Genomic DNA, 21,183 nt, shown 5'->3' with positions numbered 1-21,183 from the left:
CATGAGCGTTATATTTTGAAAGTGTAATCACAGGTTTCATCAGGTTGTTTTCATGGCAATACGCACAGAAGCGGCGCATATCCGGACGCGGCTCGCCCGGGTCCAGGATGCTCCTGCGGTCGCCCGGTCGCTTGCCTGGGCCGATCCTGCCTTTTCAACCCTCCTTCCGGCTCTCGAACAGGTTTTCGAGGACATGCTGCGGGCCGAGTGCCTCAATGCCGGTTGCATCGAATGGATGAATGCGGCAGGCGAATGGGAGATGGGCGCCGTCGGGGTTTCGCTCTTTGTCAGCGACGAGACGGTGGAGGCCTATCTGAAGCCGCGGACGCGACCCTTTGCCATGGATGTCCTTTCCGGGATCATTGCCGGGACATCACGTCTGCATCTCGACAGGAGCGAAATTGCTGCTGCCAATCGCAATGGGACGTTGAATCTCTTCGTCGTCGGCTTTGGCAAGTCACCGGACATTACCGATCCCTATCTGCTTCGGCCCATGCTGGCCAAGGCCATCGAGCATTATATCAAAACGCATGAAGGGTATCATCTGGCCCGAATCCTGCGGGAGGATGCGGAGCCGGTAGCGCAGACGCTGCTGCAATCGGGCATGCGCGAGGTGCAACGGTTCCCGGCCGGCGACGGTCCGGCGCGGGTCGCGATGCTTCGTGACCGTTCCGAGGCCCAGCCGCTGTTTCCCGATTCCATGACCGCGCGCCTGTTTTCCTATGCCCGGCCACAGCTCGGCTTTTCCCATGCGGAAAAGCGGGTTCTGCTGCGCGCGCTGGAAGGTCTGTCGGACACCGAGATCGCCGCTGATATCGGGCTGTCGTCCAATACCATCAAGCATGCCTGGCGCTCCATATATGCCCGCGCTGCAAAGACTGCCCCATCGGTGCTTAACATCAACGAACCTGACCTCTCCGATCTCGGGGTGCGCGGCCAGGAAAAGCGGCGCTATCTCATTGCCTATGTTCGTGAGAATCCGTGCGAACTGCGCCCCTATGGGCGGCACGGATGAAAAGCCATTGCGGCAGGTAGATCTTGGGCGGGCGTTAGGGGCTTTCGTCCGTCATGGACTGGAATTCTGTCGAGCGGGATGCGCCGGGATCCGGTTCGGGAACCCGGCTTTCGGAGAGACTTGCGGGCGTGCACGGGGCAGCGGCCGCCTCTTCCGTTCCAGCCTTGACGGTCAGGGCGCCGTCACGGGTACGGCGCGGTAGATCGCCACCTGGTCTGACCGGATCTGTTCCTTGATCGTATAGGCTGACCCGGATTCCACCCTGATCCGCCATGACTTTGCGGCCTTGTAAGCCAGGGCGTTGAAGCCGGACTCAGGCACGTTGTCGAAGCTGTCATATCTGTAGAGCCGGTAATCTGCGCCGGGCTTGAGACCGGAAATGTTGACCGTGAGGGTTACCTCAGAGGCGGCGGGCCGGTCTTTCTGGCCCTGTTTCATCTCCGGCGTCTCGTGGTTTACGTCGGTCGTGAGGCGAACGGGCAGGGTCTGCCCGTCCTTGTCGACAATGCCGGTGATGGCCACGCCGAAATGGCGCCCGGCGCCGGCCAGCGAATAATCCGGATGCGCCTCGGAATTGGCCTCCTCCCGGCTCGCCTGCATGGCATCGAAGCCATAGTCCATGAGATAGACCGGCGGACCGTCCGGAGCCCAGAAGCCGTTGTCGCTGAGGGTCAACACGTCGTCGCCGTGATAGGTCACAGGCCTCTCAAGCGGATGGCGGGAAGAAATGCCGGTGACCGGAACGATGTGGTCGTAATCCTCGTCTCCCGCCAGTGCAGACGGATTGTTCTCGAAGGTCCCGAAATTATAATAGATACCGATAATGACCGGATGGCCCGCGAGCACGTTCTTCTTGACCCAGGTCAGGAAGGCGCGCGCATCGGGTTCGTCGGCCTCCTTCCATGCCGAAGCCTTCAGTCGCATACGGGCCGCGGCATGCAGGTCGTTCGCGCTCAGCAGCAACTGGCTGTCCTCCCGGGTCTGGTCGATATTGCGGCTTGCCAGCGCCCGCACATCGTATTGGGAGGCATACTGGCCGTAATAGAGTCCGGCGCTGATCATGGCCACTTCGCCGCAATAGCCGTAGTTCGCTTCCCACTGGAAGCGGGGCGGGATGTCGTTGGTGTGGGTGTTGGTCGCATGGGCGCTGCCGGTCGCGGGCCCGCCAAAGGCCAGCACTGCCGAAAGCAGCAGCGGCGCAAGCCGCGTGTTTGGGGCGCGTAACGGGATGATCCAGGTCATGGGATGCTCCTTTTTTCCGGGAGGGGTTCGGACGTGGCGGCAGGAACCGAAGCGCGGTCCTCTGCCTCGATCGTGCGCACCAGCCTGTCCAGCAGGCGGACGCCCCAGCCGGTTGCCCAACCGGAACCGGGTGAAGGATCGGGCAGCGCGTGAGCCGGTCCCGAAATGTCGAGGTGAACCCACGGCACGCCATTGACGAAGCGCTGGATGAAGCTTGCCGCCGTGCACGCTCCGCCATGGGGCGAATCCATGTTGCGCATATCGGCGATCGGCGAGTCCATCGCCTCGTCGAATTCGGAGTCCATCGGCATGCGCCAGACCCGCTCACCCGAAGAAGAGGCCGCAGCCTCCAGCCGGGCGGCCAGCGCGTCGTCGTTGCAGAAGAGACCCGCGCGGTGAAGACCGATCCCCACGACGATATCATGGGTGAGTGTGGCGAGATCGATCATGAAGCGGGGCCGAAAGCGTTCCTGCACGTGCCAGAGAAGATCGGCGAGCACGAGGCGTCCTTCGTAATCCGTGTCGATGATCTCGATCGTCTGGCCCGAAAGCGAGCGCACGATATCGCCGGGTCGTTGTGCCCCGCCGCCCGGCATGTTCTCCACGAGCCCGATGGCACCGATGGCATTGACGTTCGCCTTGCGGCGGGCCAGAGCCAGCATCAGGCCGGTCACGCAGGCGGCCCCCGCCATGTCGCCCTTCATGTCGGCCATGCCTTCGGCTGATTTGATGGACAGCCCGCCGGCATCGAAACAAACACCCTTGCCGATGAAGGCCAGCGGAGGGGAAGTGGCATCGGCAGCGCCCGTCCAGCGCAGGATCGCCACGTGGCTTTCCTCGCAAGAGCCCTTGCCCACGCCGAGAAGCGCCTGGAAGCCGCGTTTTTCCAGTTCCGCCTCGCCGATGATCTCCACATCCAGGCCGGTTTCTCGCAGCGCCTGCACACGGCGGGCGAAACCGGTCGGCGTCAACACATTGGCAGGCTCGTTCACAAGCGAACGGGCCAGCTCGACGCCCTCTGCCACCGGCGCTTCGAAAAGTGCGTAGACGGAGGCGGCCTCCTCGGGGAAGGGGGCGAGGATGGTGACGACCCGGTTCTCGGGCAGGGTGGGGTCTCTCCTGCGCGTCCGGTAGGTGTCGAAGCGATAGCATCCCAGACGAAAGCCGAGGGCCATCTCTGCCGCGGCGGATTTTTCGCCCCCTTGCCCCGAAGGCAGGTCCCAGAGGATGATCAGCGAACCACCATAGCCCGCGGCCTCCGCAGCCTCCCGTCCCCGCTCGAACGGGTGCGGGTTGCCGCCGTCCGTTCCGACCAGAACGAGCCTGCGCTGCCCGGCAAGCAGCGCCATGGACTCCCCGCTCTTGCCGCGAAAGCCTTCTTCGCCTGCCGCGCGGCGGAGGAGCGGCCAGTCCAGCCCGGCAAGCAGGGATGCCGTTTCCGTCGCGGGCGTCATCGCTTCGTCGACAAACACGATGAGGGTGGCCTCTGGATGGTCGCGCAGCGCCGAAGATGAAAAGGGTTCAAAGCAGAAGGTCGGAATTCCGGACATGATCGGTCCTGTCGGTCGGGAGAAGTCTAGGGTGCAGCGAAACGGCCGTTTCAGGGCGCAATCGGGAAGTGGCAGGCTACCTGCCGCCCGTTTGCCTGCCGCCTCAGGGCCGGGCGGTCGATGCGGCAGCGGTCTTGCACGGCGGGGCAACGGGTATGGAAGCGGCATCCCGAGGGGGGATCGAGCGGGCTCGGTATTTCTCCCCTCAGGATGATGCGATCCCGCCGGGCGTCGGGACCGACACGGGGAACGGGAACCGCCGAAACAAGGGCCTGCGTATAGGGATGGGCGGGTCGCTCGAACAGAAGGTCTGACGCGCCTGTTTCCACGATAGAGCCGAGATACATCACCGCCGTACGGTCGCAGACCTGACGCACCACGCTCAAATCATGGGCGATGAAAAGGGTGGTCAGGCCCAATTGGCTCCGCAGATCGGCAAAGAGATTGACGATCTGCGCCTGCACGGAGACGTCAAGCGCTGAAACCGGTTCGTCGGCCACGATCAGCTTCGGTTCGAGTGCAAGGGCCCGTGCAATGCCGATGCGCTGGCGCTGGCCGCCGGAGAATTCGTGCGGATAACGGTCGAGAAACGCAAGCGGCAGGCTGACGATGTCCATCAGGTCCCGCAGTCTGCGCGTGATGCCGGCCTGGTCGGCCATTCCGTGCACGCGGAGAGGTTCGGCGAGCAGATCGCCCACGCGCCGGCGCGGATTGAGGGAGGCGGCCGGGTCCTGGAAAATCATCTGCATCTTTCGGCGCAAGGGCCGCAACTGCCGCAGCGAGAGCGGAGCGAGATCGACGTCATCGAGCAGGATCCGGCCGGAGCTGACCTCGTAAAGGCGCATAAGGCAGCGTCCGAGCGTGGATTTGCCGCAACCGGATTCGCCCACTAGCCCCAGCGTTTCGCCGGGAAAGACGTCGAAGGAAACATCGTCCACCGCCTGGAGCCGGCGGCCGCTGCCGGGCAGGAAAGTCTGCCCGATGGTGAAGGTCTTGCTGAGGTTTTCGACCCGGAGCAAGGGTCTGAAATCGGCGGGCTGTGAACTTGCCGGTAAAGCACTCATGCGGGCTGCTCCTCGCAGACGGAGGTGGATGAACGGGCGGCATTCCGGTCGCTGGCGTCCAGCAGGCACAGAACCTCACGGCCCGAAGCAACCTGCCTTGGAGGCACCTGTTGGCACCCGGCACGCGCGGCGCGGCATCGGGGCCTGAACACGCAACCCGGCGGACGACGGTCCGGCAGGGGTGGCGCACCGGGGATGGAAAAGAGCCGCTCCGGGCGCGGTCCGTCGAGGGGCGGAATGGAATCGAGCAGGCCCCAGGTGTAGGGGTGCCAGGGATCGCGGAAGATGTCGTCCGTCAGCCCCTGTTCGACGATGCGCCCGCCATACATGACCAGAATACGGTCGGCCATTTCCGCGACCACGCCCATGTCATGGGTGATGAGCACGATGGACGTACCGAAATCCTTCCGCAGCCGGCGCAGGAGATCGAGAACCTGCGCCTGTACGGTGACGTCGAGCGCGGTTGTCGGTTCGTCCGCAATCAGCAGCGACGGATTGCACGATAGCGCCATGGCAATGACCACCCGCTGCCGCATGCCGCCGGACAGCTGGTGGGGATACTGGTCCGCCACACTCTGCGGCCGGGCTATGCCCACCTCGCCGAGGAGCTCCACCGCGCGGAGCCTGGCGGCGCGGGCGGAAACGTCCGTATGGGTGCGGATCTGCTCGACGATCTGCCATCCGATCGTATGGACCGGGGTAAGCGCGGTCATCGGATCCTGCGAAATGAGCGCGATATCGCGGCCCCGGATCTGCTGCAGCTCCTTCCGGCTGGCCTGCATCAGATCCTTGCCCTTGAAGAGAACCGTGCCTTTCACCGCCGACGAAAGCGGATCGATGAGGCCGAGCATGCTCATGAGCGTCACCGTCTTGCCGGAGCCGGACTCGCCCACGATGCACAGCGTCTCCTGCTCGCCGACGTCAAAGGAGAGATTTTCGATAATGGCGGTGCTGCCCTTGCGCCCGGCAAAGGAAACCGAGAGATCGCGGACCTCAAGTAGCGTCTGGGTCATGTCAATGGCTCCTCATGCGCGGATCGAGCAGCAGATAGGCGATATCGACGATGGCATTGGCGACCACCACGAAGAACGAGGCGTAAAGGACGCTCGCCATGATGACCGGAAGGTCCAGGCTCTGGAGCGAATCGTAGGTCAGCTTGCCAACGCCGTTCAGTCCGAAAACCACCTCGGTCATCAGCGCGCCACCGCCCACCAGCGCACCGAAGTCGAGGCCGAACATGGTCACGAAGGGCACAAGCGACATCCGCAGCGCATGGCGCAGCAGGATACGGCCTTCCGACAGGCCCTTTGCGCGGGCCGTGCGGATGAAATCCTCCTGATAGAGCTCTACGATGCTGGCGCGCAGGACACGGCCGTAAAGGCCGACGAAGCCAAGCGCGAGCGTCAGCCATGGCAGCAGCAGGGCCTTCGCCCATCCCGCGGGATCGCTGCCGAAGGGGACGTAGCCGAGCGCGGGAACCCATGAAAACAGGAGCGTATCGTGCAGCCGGTTCTGCGTGATCAGGTTCACCATCTCGCCCAGCCAGAAGACCGGGATCGCGACACCGGTCAGCGACAGGATCATCAGCAGGCGGTCAACAAGGCGCCCGCGGAACGCGGCTGCCATGATCCCGACGGCCAGCCCGCCTGCGACCCAGAACAGGGCCGCCCCGAAGACCAGCGACAGGGTGACCGGCGTTGCCTCGGCGATGGCCGGCACGACCTTCAACCCCCGGTTCACGAAGGAAACCAGATCGCCGGTCACGAAAAGCTTCTTCATCATGACCGCATATTGAACGGGCAGGGGCTGATCGAGGCCGAAATCATGGCGCACTGCCGCCAGCGTTTCCGGTGCGGCGTTCTTGCCGGCAATGCGCGCTGCCGGATCGGAACCCGGCGTTGCGAAGAAGATGAGGAAGACCATCACGCTGATGCCGAACATCACGAAGGCCATTTGAGCGAGACGCTGAAAAAGAACGATTGCCATGACTGCCTCAGGATCTCGATCTGGCGCGGGCGTCGAAGGCGTCCCGCACGCCGTCGCCGAGGATGTTGAGCGCGACGATGGTCACGATGATCATCAGTCCCGGCGCTGTAGAAACCCAGGGCCGGCTGTAGAGCAGGCTCTGTCCGTCGCGGATGATCGTTCCCCAGCTGGCCCCCGGCGACTGGACGCCGAGCGAAAGGAAGGAAAGTGCGGTTTCCGTGGAAATGTTGAGCGCCATCATGAGCGGTACGAACACGATCAGGGTGGTCATCACATTGGGCAGGATATCGTGCAGGAGGATGCGGTGGGCGGGAACGCCAAGCCCGATCGCCGCCATGACGAACTCGCTGCGGCGAAGCGCAAGGACCTGACCGCGAACGGGGCGGGCGACATAGGGCACATAGATAATGCCGATGATGGTGATGGGGATCACCAGACTGCCGGAATCGATGACGAAGGGCCCCAGCGTGATGCGGGCCGTCAGCAGAACGATCGACAGCGATATGGCCAGAAGGTAGATCGGGAACGCCCAGAGGATATCGAGAAGCCGGGACAGGACCTGATCGATCCAGCCGCCGAAGAAACCCGCGATAATGCCGATGAGGGCTGCGAGGCCAAGCGTCAGTACGGTCGCAAGCCCGCCAATGAGAAGCGTGGCCCTTCCGCCGTAGAGCAGCCGCGCCATCACATCGCGCCCCTGTTCGTCCGCGCCGAGGAAGTAGGCGCGCAGATCCCAGGTTGGGCCGATCGGAACGACGCCGAGCCCGAGCCCTTCGGTAGAGGCCCCAAGGACGGGCACGCTTTCGCCGTTGATCATGACTTCCGCCTCCAGATGGGAGGCGAAGGGATCAAGCCCGGTGACGAAGCCCGCATAGACCGGTGCGATCAGGGAGGCCGTGACGATGATGAGCAGAACGGCAGCCGCCGCCATCGCGGACCGGTCACGCCACAGTGCGCCGAGTGCGGCAGCCCATGGCCCCGGTGCGGGAGGATCGAGCGTCTCTCCCGCATGAACGTGCACATGATCCATTGCGCCTTACCTCACCCAGCCGAGTGTGTAGGCCCAGGCATTTGTCGCGGTCGAGTACTGGAAGTTGCCAACCCGCTTCGACACGAATGTGACCTGTTTCGGGTTGAACAGGGGCACGAGCGGAACCTGTTCCATCGCCTCCCGGTCAATGTCCGCCCAGAGCGCGCCGGCAGCCGCGGCGTCTGTGTTTTGCAGGGCAAGCGCCTGGTCGATCTTGGCCTGCAACGGCCTGTCGCAGAAGCCGGAAATATTGGGTGAGGAATCCGAGCCCTTGCGGAAAGAGCCGCACCCCAGCAGGACGTTCAGGAAATCGCTCGGCGCCGGATAGTCGCCATACCACTGGGTAACGGAAATCTGCACCCGGTTGTTGGAGTTCTGGATATAGCCGTAGTGGATGTTGGACGAGATGGATTTGACGGTTGCAACATAACCGATCTCGTTGAGGACGCTTTGCAGATAGGCCCCGATGTTGCGGGCGACGTCGCCGTCTTCCACCAGAATGGTCACCGGTTGGCCCTGCGTGCCGGATTGCTTGACCAGTTCCTTCGCCTTTTCGAGGTCGGGACCGGACCATTTTTCACCCGGGTCGCGTGTGTGCAGGCAGAAGGGCCGGTAGCCTTCGAGATCCGGCGGCAAAACCTGGCATGTGGGCGTGGCGAGGTTGCGTCCGCCGAAGAAATTGACCGCGGCCTTGAGGTCGACCGCATAGGCCACGGCCTGCCGTGCTTTCAGATTGTCGAAAGGTGAAATGTTGACGTTGAGCGGCAGATACCAGAGGGCCAGTTGCGGGTTGAGGTGGGCCTGCGCTGCAAACCGGGTGCCGATTTCCGAGAGCCGGGTGGCAGGCGGCTGATCCACCATGATGTCGGCCTGATCGTTGATGATGGCATTCACCTGCGCATCCGCCGTCAGCCCGAAATCGAGCTCGAAACGGTCTGCAAATCCGTCCGGCTGTGCTTCGGCGCTCCATTCCCGAAAATGCGGGTTACGGCTCCAGATCAGCGCCCGGTTGGGATCGTAGCTTTCGATCGCATAGGGACCGGTTCCCGGAACGGGATCGATGCCCACATCGCGTGCCGGAGTTTCCGCCGGAAGAATCGAGGCATGCGGCATGGCGAGCTTGTAGAGAAACTCGGCGTCCGGTGCCGTCAGGTTGATGGTGATGGTCCGGCGTGCCTTGTCGGCCACCACGCCGCCCTCGAGCGTGCAGCTTGCCGGCTCGCGCAGGCAGGCATCGGCTCCCACGATGCCGTTGAACCAGGTGCCGGACGTGGGGCTGGACACTTTGAAGATCCGCTGGAAGGAGGCAACCACGTCATCCGTGCCGAGTGCCTTGCCGTTGGAGAACAGGATGCCGTCGCGCAAGGTGAACACGAAGGTCTTTCCGTCATTTTCGACTGCGGGAAGCGCTTCGGCCAGATCCGGCACCACATCGAGGCTTTCCGCCCCGCCCGCCTTGCGGAAGGTAACGAGGCCGTCATAAATGCCGGGGAAGTAATTCCAGTAAAGCGGCGCATAATTGATGTGCGGATCGATGGTCCCGCCGGCCGACTTGGCCACCAGTCGCACCGCCCCGCCGCGATGGGCCGCCATCAGAGCCGCGCGGTCTTCGGCACCCTGCGCGGACGGCACCCACAGACCCACCGCCAGCGACACTGCAACTGCCCTCGCCATCAAACCGGACCCTGTCACCATTTTCGTTCCTCCCCTTGTTGCATCCGCACAGCCTCTGCGGATCGAGCGGGACGTTAGGATGAACGTTGATTGATGGGAAATTTATTTTGTTGCCTTCCAAGATAGAAATTTGTTATTATTTCCTATGCTCAAATATGCCCACAGTTACTGCGTCCTTGCCGAAGAACTGCATTTCAGCCGGGCGGCGGCTCGGCTCCACCTGACCCAGCCGGCGCTTTCGCATCAGATCCGCAAGCTGGAGGAGCAGATCGGCTGCACGCTTTTGCACCGGTCTCCGCAAAAGGTCGTGCTTACGGAAGCGGGGGCGATTCTTGCCCGCGAACTCGGCGCGGCCCTCAATCAGGTCAATCGGGCCGTGGAGCAGGCTCAGGACGCCGCGCGAGGCGATGCCGGCGCGCTTGCCATAGGCTATTGCGAGTTGCCCGATGCGGGCGGCATGAGCGCGATCATCCGGCGGTATGGCGCCCAATATCCAGGGGTCGACATCAGCCTGAAAAAGCTGGCGACCAACGAGCAGGCCATGGCGCTGGCGACGGGCTCGATCGATGTTGCCTTTCTCCATCCGCCGCTCCTGATGTCAGGCCTGCTGCTGCGCCCTGCCGGTGAGGAGGCGATCGTGGCAGCGCTGCCGGCCTATCATCCGCTTGCCGGAAAGCCTGATCTGAGGCTGTCCGATCTTGCCGCGGAATGGCTGATCGTCTGCGCGGAAGACACCGGATCCTTCATGTATCACGATATTCTCGCCGCCTGCGGCCGGGCGGGCTTCCAGCCGCGTCTTCGGCAGGAGCGGGACAGCTGGCTGGCGATGCTCGATCAGGCCGCCTGCGGCCTGGGTGTGGCTTTCGTGCCCGAGAGCCTTTCCGGCGGATCGCACATCGAGCTGGTGTTTCGCCCCGTGGAGGATATGGACGTCAGGCTTCAGACGGCGATCGCAACCAATGGCGAACCGACGCGTCCTTCGGTGTCCAGGTTCATTGCGACCGCAATGTCGTTTCAGGATGAAGCGCGTTGATCGCGGCAATCGTTTAAGCCGTGAGCCCGTCCCCCCTTGTCGCGGCAGCGCTCGCGAAGGAACGAATTTGATCGCACGGCTTCAGGCCCAATCGTCTGGCACGTCGAAATATTTGGGCGGCGGTGCAGGCAGAGGCGCCAGCGGGAGAATGACATGGCTGGATGCGCCGGGATGGAGGATCTTCGCCGGGTCAGCAAAGGAGAGGATCATACTCCTGCACGGGGACAGGATCGCTACACGGTCCTTTCCCCCCGTCGAGACGGGCAATAGAATTTCGCCAATCAGATCACCTTCCTGCACAATATCGCGAATGCCCGCGCGAGGCCTGAAAATTCCGCCGAGCGGAGCGGGCAAGGCAAGCGCATCATCGTAACTCGTGCAGATACCCTTCCACCCGGCGGTATCGTCCCCGCGGGGCGCAAGGACACCGATGGCGCGCAGATACGCTTCCAGTCCGAGGGCGTCCTGTTCGATGCGGCTTTCCTCGATATCCTGATAGCCGCGAAGCTCGATCGTGGCGATCAAGGTCTCCGCGGCGATCTCGCGCGCGGCGCCCATAAAGCTCCCACCTTCAAAGGGAGGGAAAGCGAACAGTGCGTCTAGCCCCATGGCGCCAGCCAAACGGGTGGCTTCCGCTTCTTGCCCTTCCATGATGAACGCAAAGGCAACAGAGGGCTCCATGCAGCAGTGAAGATCCAGCACGACATCTGCTCCTTCCGCAGCCCGGAGAAGGGCAAGCCGGGTCCCCCCCAGCCCGGTTACAGCCGTCGCATTATGCAGCCACTCCCCCGTTTCTTCGGCGACGCCTGCCGGACGCGAAGGCCAGCCGGTGTTGAAATTCATGCCCGACGCCAGCTCCATCCTGCCTATCGGGTTTCCGGATATTGCCTGCGCCAGACCGATCGGATTGGCGAATGGCACGATGATGACTTCGCCTCGCCAGTCGACGGACGGTATTTCCGTCAGAAGGCCCCTGAGATGGCAAAGGACGAGGGGTCCCGGCAGTTCCTCGGTGTGCAAACCGGCCTGCATATAGACCCGCGGGCGGCCCCCCGGAATACCGAAGCGCCAGATCTGGAGGGAATGGTGACTTCCCAGCCCGTTGGGAATGTTTAGAATTTCTGAGCGTGACGTCATAGGCAAATCCGATGTGAGGAATGCGAGATCGAGCGTGGCCTCGGGCATTTACGGACGCGCTGCAGCGCTGCGGCTGAGGCCCATGGCGGCGGGCAGCGAGGCGACGATGACAAGCGTGGCGATGAGGATGGTGGTGCGGAAGCCTGTCACCGGCGGCAGCAATTCCATCAGATTTCCGGCAAGCTGGCCGCCGAGCGCCGCGCCGATGATTTTCAGCACCAGAACGAAGCCGCTGACGCTCGCCACACGGTCCGCCTCGATCCAGACGGCGAGAAGATCGAAGGTCTGGGTCAGCAGAAGGCCGAGGCCGATCGACCCGAGAACCGTTCCGACCAGGAGGGCGGGCACCGTATGGGTGACGACCAGCAGGCCGGTTCCCGCGGCAATCAGGGTGCTGCCGGTCAGCACCACGCCCCGCTCGCCGATCGCCCGGCGCAGGGGCAAGGTGACCACCGGCGCGATGAAGAGCACGATGCTTGAGGGGATGAAGAGATAGGAGGAGACCGCCTCGCTGAGCCCCAGCCCGCCATCGGCAACGGCCGAGGTGACGATCATCGGAATGGCCACGAGAACGGCCGTGGCATTGAAGCCGGTTGCCAGCTGGATCAGCGCAAAGCGCGCGACAACCGGGTCCAGCAGCTGCCGGGGATCGATGAGTGGCGAGGCTGTCTTCAGCGAAAAACGCCACCAGACGAGAGCCAGCGCCCCGGAAAGGACAAGGGGCAAGGCCGTATACGGGCTTGAGATCCCCTCCCGCCCCAGCTGGCTGGAGGCATAGAGAAAGAGGGCAAGCGATGCGCCGAGCACGAGCCCGCCGCCGAGATCCAGACGGGTGCCCGGTGCCGCTTCCGGACGGCTGGACGGGGACCGGGCCATGGCGACCAGTGCCAGCGCAAACAGCACGGCATTGAGGGCAAACACCATCCAGAACAGCGTCTGATAGGGGTAGCGCTCGAGAATATAGCCGCCGATCAACAGGCCCGCGAGGGCGCTGACACCGGAGGAGACGAACACCATGGCGCTGGATTTCTCGCCCCCGCCGCGGCTGGTGGCGATGGCGACGCCGAGCGGCAGCAACACCGACCCGGTGCCAAGCAGGGCCTGGCCGAAGGCGGCCATGGCGAAGGAATGGGCAAGAGCTGCACAGGCGGAACCGGCCAGGCTGAGCGCAAGAATGGCTGCAAGCACCACATGGCGGTCATAGAGATCGGCAATCCGCCCGCCGAGCGGCAGGGCGATGGCCGAACTCAGCAGCCCGCAGGTGAAGACGAAGCCGAGCTGCGATTGCGTGATGTTCAGCGTTTCGCCCATGGCCGGAAGGGCAGGGGCAATCATGGTGTCCATCAGGAAATTGGCAAAGATCGCGGCAATGCAGAGCCAGGTCCAGAACCGGCTCCAGACGGAAGATTGATCGGTGGTATCCACGCGGCATTCCCCTTGTTGTTTTTTGGTGTCGTCGGGGACGGCTCCCGGCCTGTTGCGGCCTCTGGTCTTGCGACGCTCCCACGTCGCAGCCCTCCACGACGCCTATCCTGTCGGAAATGCAGAGGGCCTGCAATCATTATTATGCAGTTGCATAGTAAATTTCAGGGTACAGGGAATGCGGTCCCGGGAACCCGCATGGTTGGACGAGGGAAAAGGAGGCGCAGAGGAAAGGGGAAAACGGGCTCTCGCCGGACCTTCAGGGGAGGGCGACGCCCAGGACCTTCCCGATCGCCCCGAGCGCGATGGACGCCAGGCCTTCCGCCTTCTGCCTGTCCGGTTCGAGACAGGCGGCAATCCAGAAACCGTCGAGAACCGCATGGGTCTCCAGGGTCGCACGGTCCAGATCCGCGGCAGAAAAGGGGCGCCCCTGCGCTGTGAGAAGCTCCGCGATCAGCCGTTCCGTCGCCTGCCGCAGGGCGTCGTAGCTTTCTTCCCGCACCGCCGCGATCATCGGGTCGACCGGGCTCTGGCTGATGAAGGTCGCCCAGAGCGCAAGGTGTCGGTAATCGGTCTCTTCGGCTCCCAGAAGGGTTTTCACCAGCAGGGAGAGCCGTTCGGCGGGCGTTCCCTCGGCCTTTTCGAGAACGGCAAGTCCCGGCCCTGAAATCATCGCGGTTGCACGCTGGTAGGCGGCGACGATCAGATTCGCCTTGTTCTCGAAATGGTGGCGGATGAGGCCGTTTGTCACGCCTGCACGCGCGGCAACGGTGCGCAGGCTCGTTGCCTGTATGCCGAGTTCAGCGATGCATTCCAGCGTCGCATCGATGAGTTCCCGCCGACGCTCTTCTTCGGGAGCGCGCCTGTTTCTCGGCATGGAACAATCCTCGCATCTTGATTCGTTTAGCGGCCTCGTGAAGGACTTTAACGAGGTGAAATACAAATGTCTGGCCTGCCGTTCGCCCCGGATTGTGGTGTGTTCCACTATTGATCGCAGAACTCATCCGGTGAGCGCCCGTTCCACAAAGCGACTTCACGGAGGCGACATCACTCCATGCCAGCCGTGGCTGTTGATATGACCTTGCAACGCCCCTCCACGGTTTTTGACGAATCAAAGGATGCCTTTCCTTCAGGGTCCAGAGCCTTGAATATCTGGGCCATGATGTAGGGGTTTAGTCTCATGGTGCTAAACTTGCGACTTTGCCATTCAAGGATGGCGCTCTGCCCGGATCCTGAGGGGCCATCGTCTATGTCGAATTCCTCGTTCGGATCGGGAGCGACGCAGTCAGACAAGGCGGCAATGCGATCAGCGGAGAGGGACCAGCCGAGCGGCAATCCCAGCTGATCCGGGCGTATGACACTCTCGTGCAGCCGCCAAACGGTGGCGTCCTCTGCCTGCGGCGGGCAGTTATAGGCGCCGCAGAGTTGCGAAAGCAGGGAGAAGCGCGCGGTTTCGCCCCGTCTTGCCCTTGCGCTCAGCAGGGAGGTCACCGGATCGAGAAAGAAGTTCTGCGGCGAGTCCGTCAGCTCCTGAGGCACTTCTGAGCGGATGGATATGACGTGAACCGCGAACTCAAGGCGGCACGCGTCATCTGCCGCGCTCTCCCGCGGCATGACATCCACCGGCACATAGACCAGCCGGGCTTCGCTGCAATTCGCCATACCGTTCCGCTCCAGATAGGAAGCGGGCATGCGCAGCGGCATGATGTTGGCGCCATCGAAGTCAGGATTAGGGGATTGTAGTTCCGCCAGGAGGTCCCTTGCGGTCTCCGCACCATCATTTTCGATGTAGCCGCCATCGACCAGGGAAACCCCGCCGAGCGCGCGACTTGGGGTAACGTACGGGAAGCTCGCGCTTGCAATCGCGGCGTCCAGCACATGAACGTCTCCGCTTTGATAGCTATCATGCTCGTTCACTGTATTGAGACTCTGGAGCACCTCTTCGAAGCGGCCGTCTGGAGCGCTGAAGGAAAAAGGCGCGAAGACGAAACGACGGCCGGAGGTGGCGTTGGTCGCGACGGCAATCAGCGCGGGCTTTTCGCCCAGAGTCCAGCCGGGCTTATCCTTGTCCGTTGTCCAGTATTGATCCCAGGAGAGCGGGTCGGCAACGGCTTCCTTCCCGAGCGTATCGATGATCGAGGCCTTGAGCGCGGCAGACCGGTCCGCCCCCCCGAACAGCCCAAAGAGGATCTTGTTCGGGAAATCACGAAAGAAAAGCGCAGCCAAAAGAGGGGAGAGATGATCCGCCGCCGCATCCTGTAGCAGTCGGTCATCGGTCTGGGCAGCGCTGCACCCGTGGCTTACTGCCAGATTGGTCTTGTCCCCGAGCTTCGCCATGAACATGGCATTGCCGACTGCGCCGCCCGAAACGCCAATGGTTGCGAAAAGATGCTGGGCGAAGTTCGGACATTTTGATTGGAGTTTGGTGAGAAACAGGTTTGCATGGGCCGCCGCATAACCGCCGCCGCCTTGCGATGCGACGAGGAAGACGGGGTACGGAATGCCACGGCGGCGATAATCATCCAGATCGTTTCGGCTGAGAAGCCATGTCTGGAATGTCTGGGGGACCGAAACGTAGCGCCTCACGCTACCGGTGGATGTTTCCACGTTGGCGAGATCATATTCGAGAACCTCGATATGGTGCGCGTTCTCATAGAGGAAGAAGTTGCTCCCTACGAGCACGAAGACGGGCAAAAGCGCAAACGGAAAACGCACGAAAGCCTGCAGGCTGATGGCGATGAAGGCGAAGAAAAGAAAACTTAACGTGGCTGACCCAAGCGAACGGGGCAGGGATACGGGACTGAGGGTGATGGCGCCATACACCAGGACCCACAGCACGACCGTTACAGCCAGCGTGACCACTGCAGGCCGAATACCGGTGAAGCGAACAACCAGTCGGGGCATCAAAAGGAACTGGGCAAAGGCGCAGACGGCAGCAAATGCTGCTGCAAGCCAAAAGTCGCGCTGAAGCCAGACAAAGACCAGCGCGAAAGCCGGCGCACAGCCGACGACCCGGTCAAGACCGCTCCAGGGTGACATGGGCGCAGGAGCGATACCTTTCAGGGCAATCCCGGCACACAGCACGGTCAGGGTGATCCATGCGATGTCGGCGGCTTTCAACCCGTCGAGAACCAGGGCTGCCTGGTCATTTTGCCTGAGCCCCACGAGAATGATCGCAGCAGCCAGTAACAGAGGAGCGAGTGCGTACAAGGGTCTTGACGTCGAGGCCATGCTCTTCCCTCCGGGGACAGATCACACTGTTTCCACGCCTCGGGCGAACTCCGATATTGCCGGGGAGATTGGCTTGCCGAGAGGGCAAATGCTAGCTGATAATTTTAAGATGTAAATCGAATGATTGCACATAATAAGGTTGCATTTCCTCTAAATCGGCCTATCGTGATGAGCGGCAGGAGCAGGAGAGACGCTCAAGCGCCGGCTCCGAATTCTGCATGAACTGCTGCTAATCCATCATGGTGCGTTTGTGTCGGGGGGCGAAATGAAAGTCAGCCTGCAGGGCATCTGTTCGATGCTGGCCGAAGAAGCCATAGTTCTTTCAACATATGACGATGGGACCGGCACGCTGACGATCGGCGCCGGCCACACCGCCGTGGGGGGGGCACCCAAGCCGAGCCCCGGCCTGAAGATATCGCTTACGGAAGCGATCAACATTTTCCGCAACGATCTGGATACATACGAGCGTGGCGTCGCTTCAGAGGTGAAGGTGGCGCTGTCGCAGCACCAGTTCGATGCTCTCGTGTCCTGGCATTTCAACACCGGTGCGATTGGACATGCAACCCTGACGCAGAAACTGAACGCCGGTGACTATGACGGCGCAGCCGCCGAATTCCAGCGCTGGAACAAGAGCAAGGGCAAGGTTCTTGACGGGCTGATTGCCCGTCGCGAGCGGGAAACGGCCATGTTCAGGCACGGGGACTATGGCAACCCCTCGGTGGGCGTCTATGACACCAAGAACGGGCACGAGGAGCGCTTCAGCGTCGCGCAGATCGAGGCACTGTTCAGTATCCCCGCGAATGCTCCGCCGGAAGAAGAACAAACCACCGACGAGCTGCTTGCAAACCCCTCGTCCAGCCTATTGCCGGCCAATCGGCCTGCGCAGGAGGACGGGGTGACGCGCGCGATATACGCCCGTTTTTCGGATCTCATCCCTGCGGACCGCCGCAAGGATGCCGTGGCAGTCGTGGCTATACGCGGCTACTACCTCAAGACCATGGGCAACGAGACCACCAATGATCGCGGTGTCTATGACGACGCGATCTTCGTGCTGGAGCCCAACAACGTTCATAATTTCAATGGCAACACCGATCCCGGCAAGTTCGCGCGTGGGGTGGCGCGGCTGAAATCGCACCAGGCGGTACGGTATCGGCCGGGCATGCACGGCTTTAACCGGAAAGGCGGCCCCTATCCCGCGTTCCGGCAAGACAGTGACTGCACCGTGATCCGGGACGAAATCGGCGAAGATACGGATTCGGCCAATAGCCGGTTCTGGATCAATCTTCACCGTGGCGGCAACACGACGACCTCAAGCCTCGGATGCCAGACGGTCCCCCCGCATCAATGGAACGAATTCAAGACATTGGTGGACGGCCTGTTGAAGCGCTACGGCCAGGATACCTTTTACTACGTGCTGGTGGATGTAAGCGATATCCCGAAGGAGGTTCCCATGCCAGCTCCCAATCCGACAGAACCTGCAACGACGAGCTATAAGGCGGTGAGTGGAGCGGAACCGCTGGATCTCCAGCAGCGGCTTGCGATGCTGGACAGCGAAAAAAAGGCTCTTGAGGAAGCGATCCGCCAGAAGGCGAAGAACGATCCGCTCAGCTCCGCCCGGGACCCCGAACTCACGCCCATCAACGGAATGCTGGGCAGCACGCTGGGCAAGGCGCTGGACGGCCGCAAGACGCTGATCGGCATTTTGGGGATGCTTGTCACAACCATTCTGCCGATCTTTTTCCCGCAGCTCGCACCCGTTGCCAAACTCGTTTCCGCCGTTGGCACGGCCGGAGCTCCGGGTCAGGCAGGAGACCCGGGACTCTGGCATCAGGTTATTTCTGCGGCCTTTCCCGCCTCTGCAGCCATGACTGCGTGGGGCCTCCTCGGCAAAGGTGAAAAATGGGTCCGCGCCATCCGGGCCGCTTTGGTGGACAAGGCGCAAGGCTGACGCATTTAGGAATGGATGAGGAAGGAAGTATGGTGGAGCATCCCCCCATGCTTTCTTGGTGTCCTGGCCTAACGGCCTTGGCTGCGGTCGAGAGCGGCCGCGGGCAGAGGATCCCGCTTGATGGTCACGCGGGCTTTGCCCGTATTGTTACTGTAAAACAGGTCGAAAGTCCCGATAAGGGGCAGCGAGGGGACCAGGTCGTTCACATAGAGGTAGAAGGGGCCATCGGAGGGAGCAATGAAATGGGTGACGAAGGTCCTCTTCGCCATCAGCATCTGCTGCTTGACGATGTCATCCCGATGCTTCTGAAAGGCTTGTTTTTCGGCTTCATCCAGAGCCTCCCAGGTATCCTGTATGCTGGGAAGAGCCTTCCACGGGGCCGCCGGCGAGGGGTGCTGACCATCTGCTGACTCCAGCGGAAAAACGGCATCCGCGCCATAGCCGATCTGGCCAACCGGCTGGAACCAGTCGGCATTCGTCAGGCGGCGCAGGGTCTTGCCCATGACGAACATCAGGGCGGACTGCGAGGTGTAGCCGCCGGGTTCCGAAACGGTGGTCTGGTCCACAAATGGCTCCAGGGGATCAATCCAGAGAGTGTAGGCCTGTCCTTTCAGCAAGGTCGTCCGCATGTCCTGGCAGAGATTGTCGGGGGAAAACTCATTCAGCACCCGCGCCTCACCGGGCTGAAGGGCTTGCGGAAGCCTTTGCCGATTTCCTTCGACGGCAGGCTGGCATATGGAGCCGGCGCGCTCCAGAACGCCAAAGGCTCCCCGGCTCAACACCACCCCAAGGGCCAGGACCAAGGCCAGGCTGAATACCGTGGGGGCGATGTAATGCGAGAGAATGCGATGCGTGATCTTCCATGCGGGCGCTGCCAGCTGCTGGCCTACCGCCATCAAGGCTCGTGCAAAAGGAGACAGGGGCGATGAAGAGCCCTCATGGGAAACCCACGCCTCGTAGGCATAGTCCCTGATGCGGTCGTGCAACTTCATGTTCATGACAAAGAAGGCCAGCCACAGGCCCAGGCAGACGACCATGGAAATGGAATAGGTCCGCAGCGCGTCGATCCAGGGCGTCACAAATCCCGGCAAGACCATGCCTGCCCAGGTCCCGGCGAAATCCACGAGGGAATCCACGCTCGCATTGACGTTGACGGCCACTGTCGCCTGATGGATGGAATCGAATTGCCCCTCCACAAGCGGCCCGACCATGGGCATGAGGGCAATGACCGCTGTAACCAGCACCAGAAGCGCATAGGTTATTCTTCGCCAGACCACAAATATGCTCACGCGCTCCATGAGGTCTTTCCGCGGCGGATGGAGCTGCAGCACATGAATGGCCTCCTGATCCGGTGTGCGGGTAAACGAGGAGGCGGTGCTTTTCAGCGGCTTGGTGTTGCTACCCGTAATGCTCTGGATTGCGCCATTGGCGGCCAGCGCACTTACCTGAGGGGGAAGCCCGAGCGGCGCATAGCCGCCGGTTCCGAACACGATTTTCTGCGCGACGCTGTGGTGGATGACCGGCGGTCCTCCATCCTGGACCGGATCGGATGTTATGCGGCGCGGGTCATAGCGATAGAAACTTGCAAGCCCCTGTCGGGAATCGTGGATCGGCGACAGCGGGGATGCCTGTCGCTTGAGTCTGGCAATTTCTTCCGGGTCGAACCGCAAATCTGCCTGGATCGCCTCGTCGACCATCCATGAAAACGGCACGAGCGCCAGTGAATCATCTGCATATCCACCCCCGACATCCGAATGCATGCCGGCAAACCAGACCTCGCGCGTGCGTGGCGAGGCGGCATCGGTCACAGTCGCGTCACGGCTCTGGTCGAAGCGGATCGGGTGAAATGTCGTGCGTTCGTCATCGAGGGAAAGCGCATGGCGGATGGTTTTCACGATGGGGCTGCAACGGCGGTTTCTGAACGAGATCGGCCAGATGGCCCAATTGACCACCGACCGGAATTCTTCCACCGGCAAGCCATAGGCTTCCACCGTATCGAAGAGCCCCATGAAGCGTATCGGCACCTGGCCGGGTGCCCGCTCCGGTTGGCTTTTGCTGATCGTTTCGAGAACTTCCGCATGGGTCGGCTTGCGCCGCAGGCGGCGACAGACGAAAATGGCAAGGTCGCGAAAATGGCGGACAAGCGCGACCGTGGGGCTGAGGGTTCTTATATCCTCCAGCACGTGGCTCCAGCGAAACGGCGCCGTCTCCGACCGATAGGCCCGCCATGCGCCCATGGCGTTCATTTTAAGATCTGCCGTCGTGGTCGGTCTTCCCTCGAAATGGCTGGGCATGAGACCCTGGCTCGCCACCAATCCGGCGAGGCAACGGATGGTGAAGGAGCCACGGCTGAAGCCGAACAGGTAGATCTCGTCACCCGGTCGCCAGTTCCAGCAGAGAAAGGAATAGAGCTTCCGTACGTTCGAAGGCACCCCAAACCCCGTCGCGCCGTCAATCTTGGCCACGACAGCATTTCCGGAAGTGCCCACACCCTGGATATAAATGGCCTTCTGATCGGGCTTGGATCGATCCAGCGCCTTGTACAGTCGCCAGACATTTGATTCCTGCGTGCTGAAGGCATTGCCGGTGCCATCAGCAAATATGATCAGTTTCCTGCGTTGGGGTGCATCCGGATCGTCCACTGTTTCGGCTTCGATATAGTTCACGTCCTATACCCCCGGTAGAATGGATGCCGATCGGCTGGCTCGACGGGCCGTTTGCGGCAGCGCCCGCACGAACAGCTTTGGATGAGACCATTGGTATTTGGGCCGATCATTGGCAAAGCTACGGAAAGACACGCTTAAGGTTGCATTGATGGGCAGTGCTTAGCAAGCATTTTTATGAAGAAGGG

The 21,183-nt window shown here is 62.0% G+C and carries 14 protein-coding genes and 1 pseudogene; 3 read left to right on the top strand and 12 right to left on the bottom strand.

Annotated features, from left to right (window positions below; genetic code table 11):
• Nucleotides 1-52 precede the first annotated feature (52 nt).
• A complete protein-coding gene (locus ACT54B_RS19480) occupies nt 53-1,015 on the top strand; it encodes a helix-turn-helix transcriptional regulator (RefSeq protein WP_476047355.1) in 963 nt (320 codons plus the stop codon).
• Between the two features lie 171 nt (nt 1,016-1,186).
• On the opposite strand, the gene ACT54B_RS19475 is transcribed toward ACT54B_RS19480, so the two are convergent.
• The 7 genes and pseudogenes from ACT54B_RS19475 to ACT54B_RS19445 all read right to left on the bottom strand — a co-directional run bounded on the left by ACT54B_RS19475 (nt 1,187) and on the right by ACT54B_RS19445 (nt 9,561).
• Nucleotides 1,187-2,257, bottom strand: coding sequence for a hypothetical protein (locus ACT54B_RS19475; protein ID WP_476047353.1), 1,071 nt, complete (start codon nt 2,255-2,257; stop codon nt 1,187-1,189).
• A 74-nt stretch (nt 2,258-2,331) separates the two neighbouring features.
• A pseudogene (locus ACT54B_RS19470) lies at nt 2,332-3,807 on the bottom strand (leucyl aminopeptidase); the annotation flags it as partial.
• 50 nt (nt 3,808-3,857) lie between these two features.
• The gene (locus ACT54B_RS19465; protein WP_476047352.1) at nt 3,858-4,871 is read right to left on the bottom strand and encodes an ABC transporter ATP-binding protein; all 1,014 of its coding nucleotides are present in this window, start codon (nt 4,869-4,871) and stop codon (nt 3,858-3,860) included.
• Nucleotides 4,868-5,884: an ABC transporter ATP-binding protein gene (locus tag ACT54B_RS19460; protein ID WP_476047350.1), complete on the bottom strand. Its 1,017-nt coding sequence runs from the start codon at nt 5,882-5,884 to the stop codon at nt 4,868-4,870. The genes ACT54B_RS19465 and ACT54B_RS19460 overlap by 4 nt, the downstream gene beginning before the upstream one ends.
• Nucleotide 5,885: 1 nt before the next feature.
• Nucleotides 5,886-6,857, bottom strand: a complete 972-nt coding sequence (locus ACT54B_RS19455; protein ID WP_476047348.1) for an ABC transporter permease — start codon at nt 6,855-6,857, stop codon at nt 5,886-5,888.
• Between the two features lie 7 nt (nt 6,858-6,864).
• Nucleotides 6,865-7,887 carry an ABC transporter permease gene (locus ACT54B_RS19450; RefSeq protein WP_476047346.1) on the bottom strand — a complete coding sequence of 341 codons (1,023 nt, stop codon included), beginning with the start codon at nt 7,885-7,887 and terminating at the stop codon, nt 6,865-6,867.
• Between the two features lie 6 nt (nt 7,888-7,893).
• A complete protein-coding gene (locus ACT54B_RS19445) occupies nt 7,894-9,561 on the bottom strand; it encodes an ABC transporter substrate-binding protein (RefSeq protein ID WP_476047344.1) in 1,668 nt (555 codons plus the stop codon).
• Nucleotides 9,562-9,691: 130 nt separating this feature from the next.
• On the opposite strand from ACT54B_RS19445, the gene ACT54B_RS19440 reads away from it, so the two are divergent.
• On the top strand, nt 9,692-10,594 hold the full coding sequence (locus tag ACT54B_RS19440) for a LysR family transcriptional regulator (RefSeq protein ID WP_476047342.1): 903 nt from the start codon (nt 9,692-9,694) through the stop codon (nt 10,592-10,594).
• An 81-nt stretch (nt 10,595-10,675) separates the two neighbouring features.
• Here ACT54B_RS19440 and ACT54B_RS19435 read toward each other — a convergent pair whose 3' ends face one another.
• The 4 genes from ACT54B_RS19435 to ACT54B_RS19420 all read right to left on the bottom strand — a co-directional run bounded on the left by ACT54B_RS19435 (nt 10,676) and on the right by ACT54B_RS19420 (nt 16,384).
• Complete coding sequence (locus ACT54B_RS19435) at nt 10,676-11,779, bottom strand: M14 family metallopeptidase (protein WP_476047340.1); 1,104 nt, start codon at nt 11,777-11,779, stop codon at nt 10,676-10,678.
• Nucleotides 11,780-13,156, bottom strand: a complete 1,377-nt coding sequence (locus tag ACT54B_RS19430) for an MFS transporter (protein ID WP_476047338.1) — start codon at nt 13,154-13,156, stop codon at nt 11,780-11,782.
• A gap of 256 nt (nt 13,157-13,412) precedes the next feature.
• Entirely contained in the window at nt 13,413-14,030 is a 618-nt protein-coding gene (locus tag ACT54B_RS19425; RefSeq protein WP_476047336.1) for a TetR/AcrR family transcriptional regulator, read from the bottom strand.
• A gap of 170 nt (nt 14,031-14,200) precedes the next feature.
• Entirely contained in the window at nt 14,201-16,384 is a 2,184-nt protein-coding gene (locus tag ACT54B_RS19420) for a patatin-like phospholipase family protein (RefSeq protein ID WP_476047334.1), read from the bottom strand.
• Nucleotides 16,385-16,649: 265 nt separating this feature from the next.
• Here ACT54B_RS19420 and ACT54B_RS19415 point away from each other — a divergent pair, with 265 nt between their 5' ends.
• The gene (locus ACT54B_RS19415) at nt 16,650-18,332 is read left to right on the top strand and encodes a lysozyme (RefSeq protein ID WP_476047332.1); all 1,683 of its coding nucleotides are present in this window, start codon (nt 16,650-16,652) and stop codon (nt 18,330-18,332) included.
• A 68-nt stretch (nt 18,333-18,400) separates the two neighbouring features.
• Here the strand turns inward: ACT54B_RS19415 and ACT54B_RS19410 are convergent, their stop codons facing one another.
• Entirely contained in the window at nt 18,401-20,998 is a 2,598-nt protein-coding gene (locus ACT54B_RS19410; protein WP_476047331.1) for a DUF2235 domain-containing protein, read from the bottom strand.
• Between the last annotated feature and the right edge of the window lie 185 nt (nt 20,999-21,183).

Source organism: Gellertiella sp. DMC107 (assembly GCF_056313605.1).
This window is presented reverse-complemented; position numbering and strand designations above follow the sequence as displayed.

What these genes read in the sequence shown, in the direction of transcription:
- ACT54B_RS19480 (WP_476047355.1), top strand. Translation starts at nt 53, where the DNA reads ATGGCAATACGCACAGAAGCGGCGCATATCCGGACGCGGCTCGCCCGG.
- ACT54B_RS19475 (WP_476047353.1), bottom strand. Translation starts at nt 2,257, where the DNA reads ATGACCTGGATCATCCCGTTACGCGCCCCAAACACGCGGCTTGCGCCG.
- ACT54B_RS19465 (WP_476047352.1), bottom strand. Translation starts at nt 4,871, where the DNA reads ATGAGTGCTTTACCGGCAAGTTCACAGCCCGCCGATTTCAGACCCTTG.
- ACT54B_RS19460 (WP_476047350.1), bottom strand. Translation starts at nt 5,884, where the DNA reads ATGACCCAGACGCTACTTGAGGTCCGCGATCTCTCGGTTTCCTTTGCC.
- ACT54B_RS19455 (WP_476047348.1), bottom strand. Translation starts at nt 6,857, where the DNA reads ATGGCAATCGTTCTTTTTCAGCGTCTCGCTCAAATGGCCTTCGTGATG.
- ACT54B_RS19450 (WP_476047346.1), bottom strand. Translation starts at nt 7,887, where the DNA reads ATGGATCATGTGCACGTTCATGCGGGAGAGACGCTCGATCCTCCCGCA.
- ACT54B_RS19445 (WP_476047344.1), bottom strand. Translation starts at nt 9,561, where the DNA reads ATGGCGAGGGCAGTTGCAGTGTCGCTGGCGGTGGGTCTGTGGGTGCCG.
- ACT54B_RS19435 (WP_476047340.1), bottom strand. Translation starts at nt 11,779, where the DNA reads ATGCCCGAGGCCACGCTCGATCTCGCATTCCTCACATCGGATTTGCCT.
- ACT54B_RS19425 (WP_476047336.1), bottom strand. Translation starts at nt 14,030, where the DNA reads ATGCCGAGAAACAGGCGCGCTCCCGAAGAAGAGCGTCGGCGGGAACTC.
- ACT54B_RS19420 (WP_476047334.1), bottom strand. Translation starts at nt 16,384, where the DNA reads ATGGCCTCGACGTCAAGACCCTTGTACGCACTCGCTCCTCTGTTACTG.
- ACT54B_RS19415 (WP_476047332.1), top strand. Translation starts at nt 16,650, where the DNA reads ATGAAAGTCAGCCTGCAGGGCATCTGTTCGATGCTGGCCGAAGAAGCC.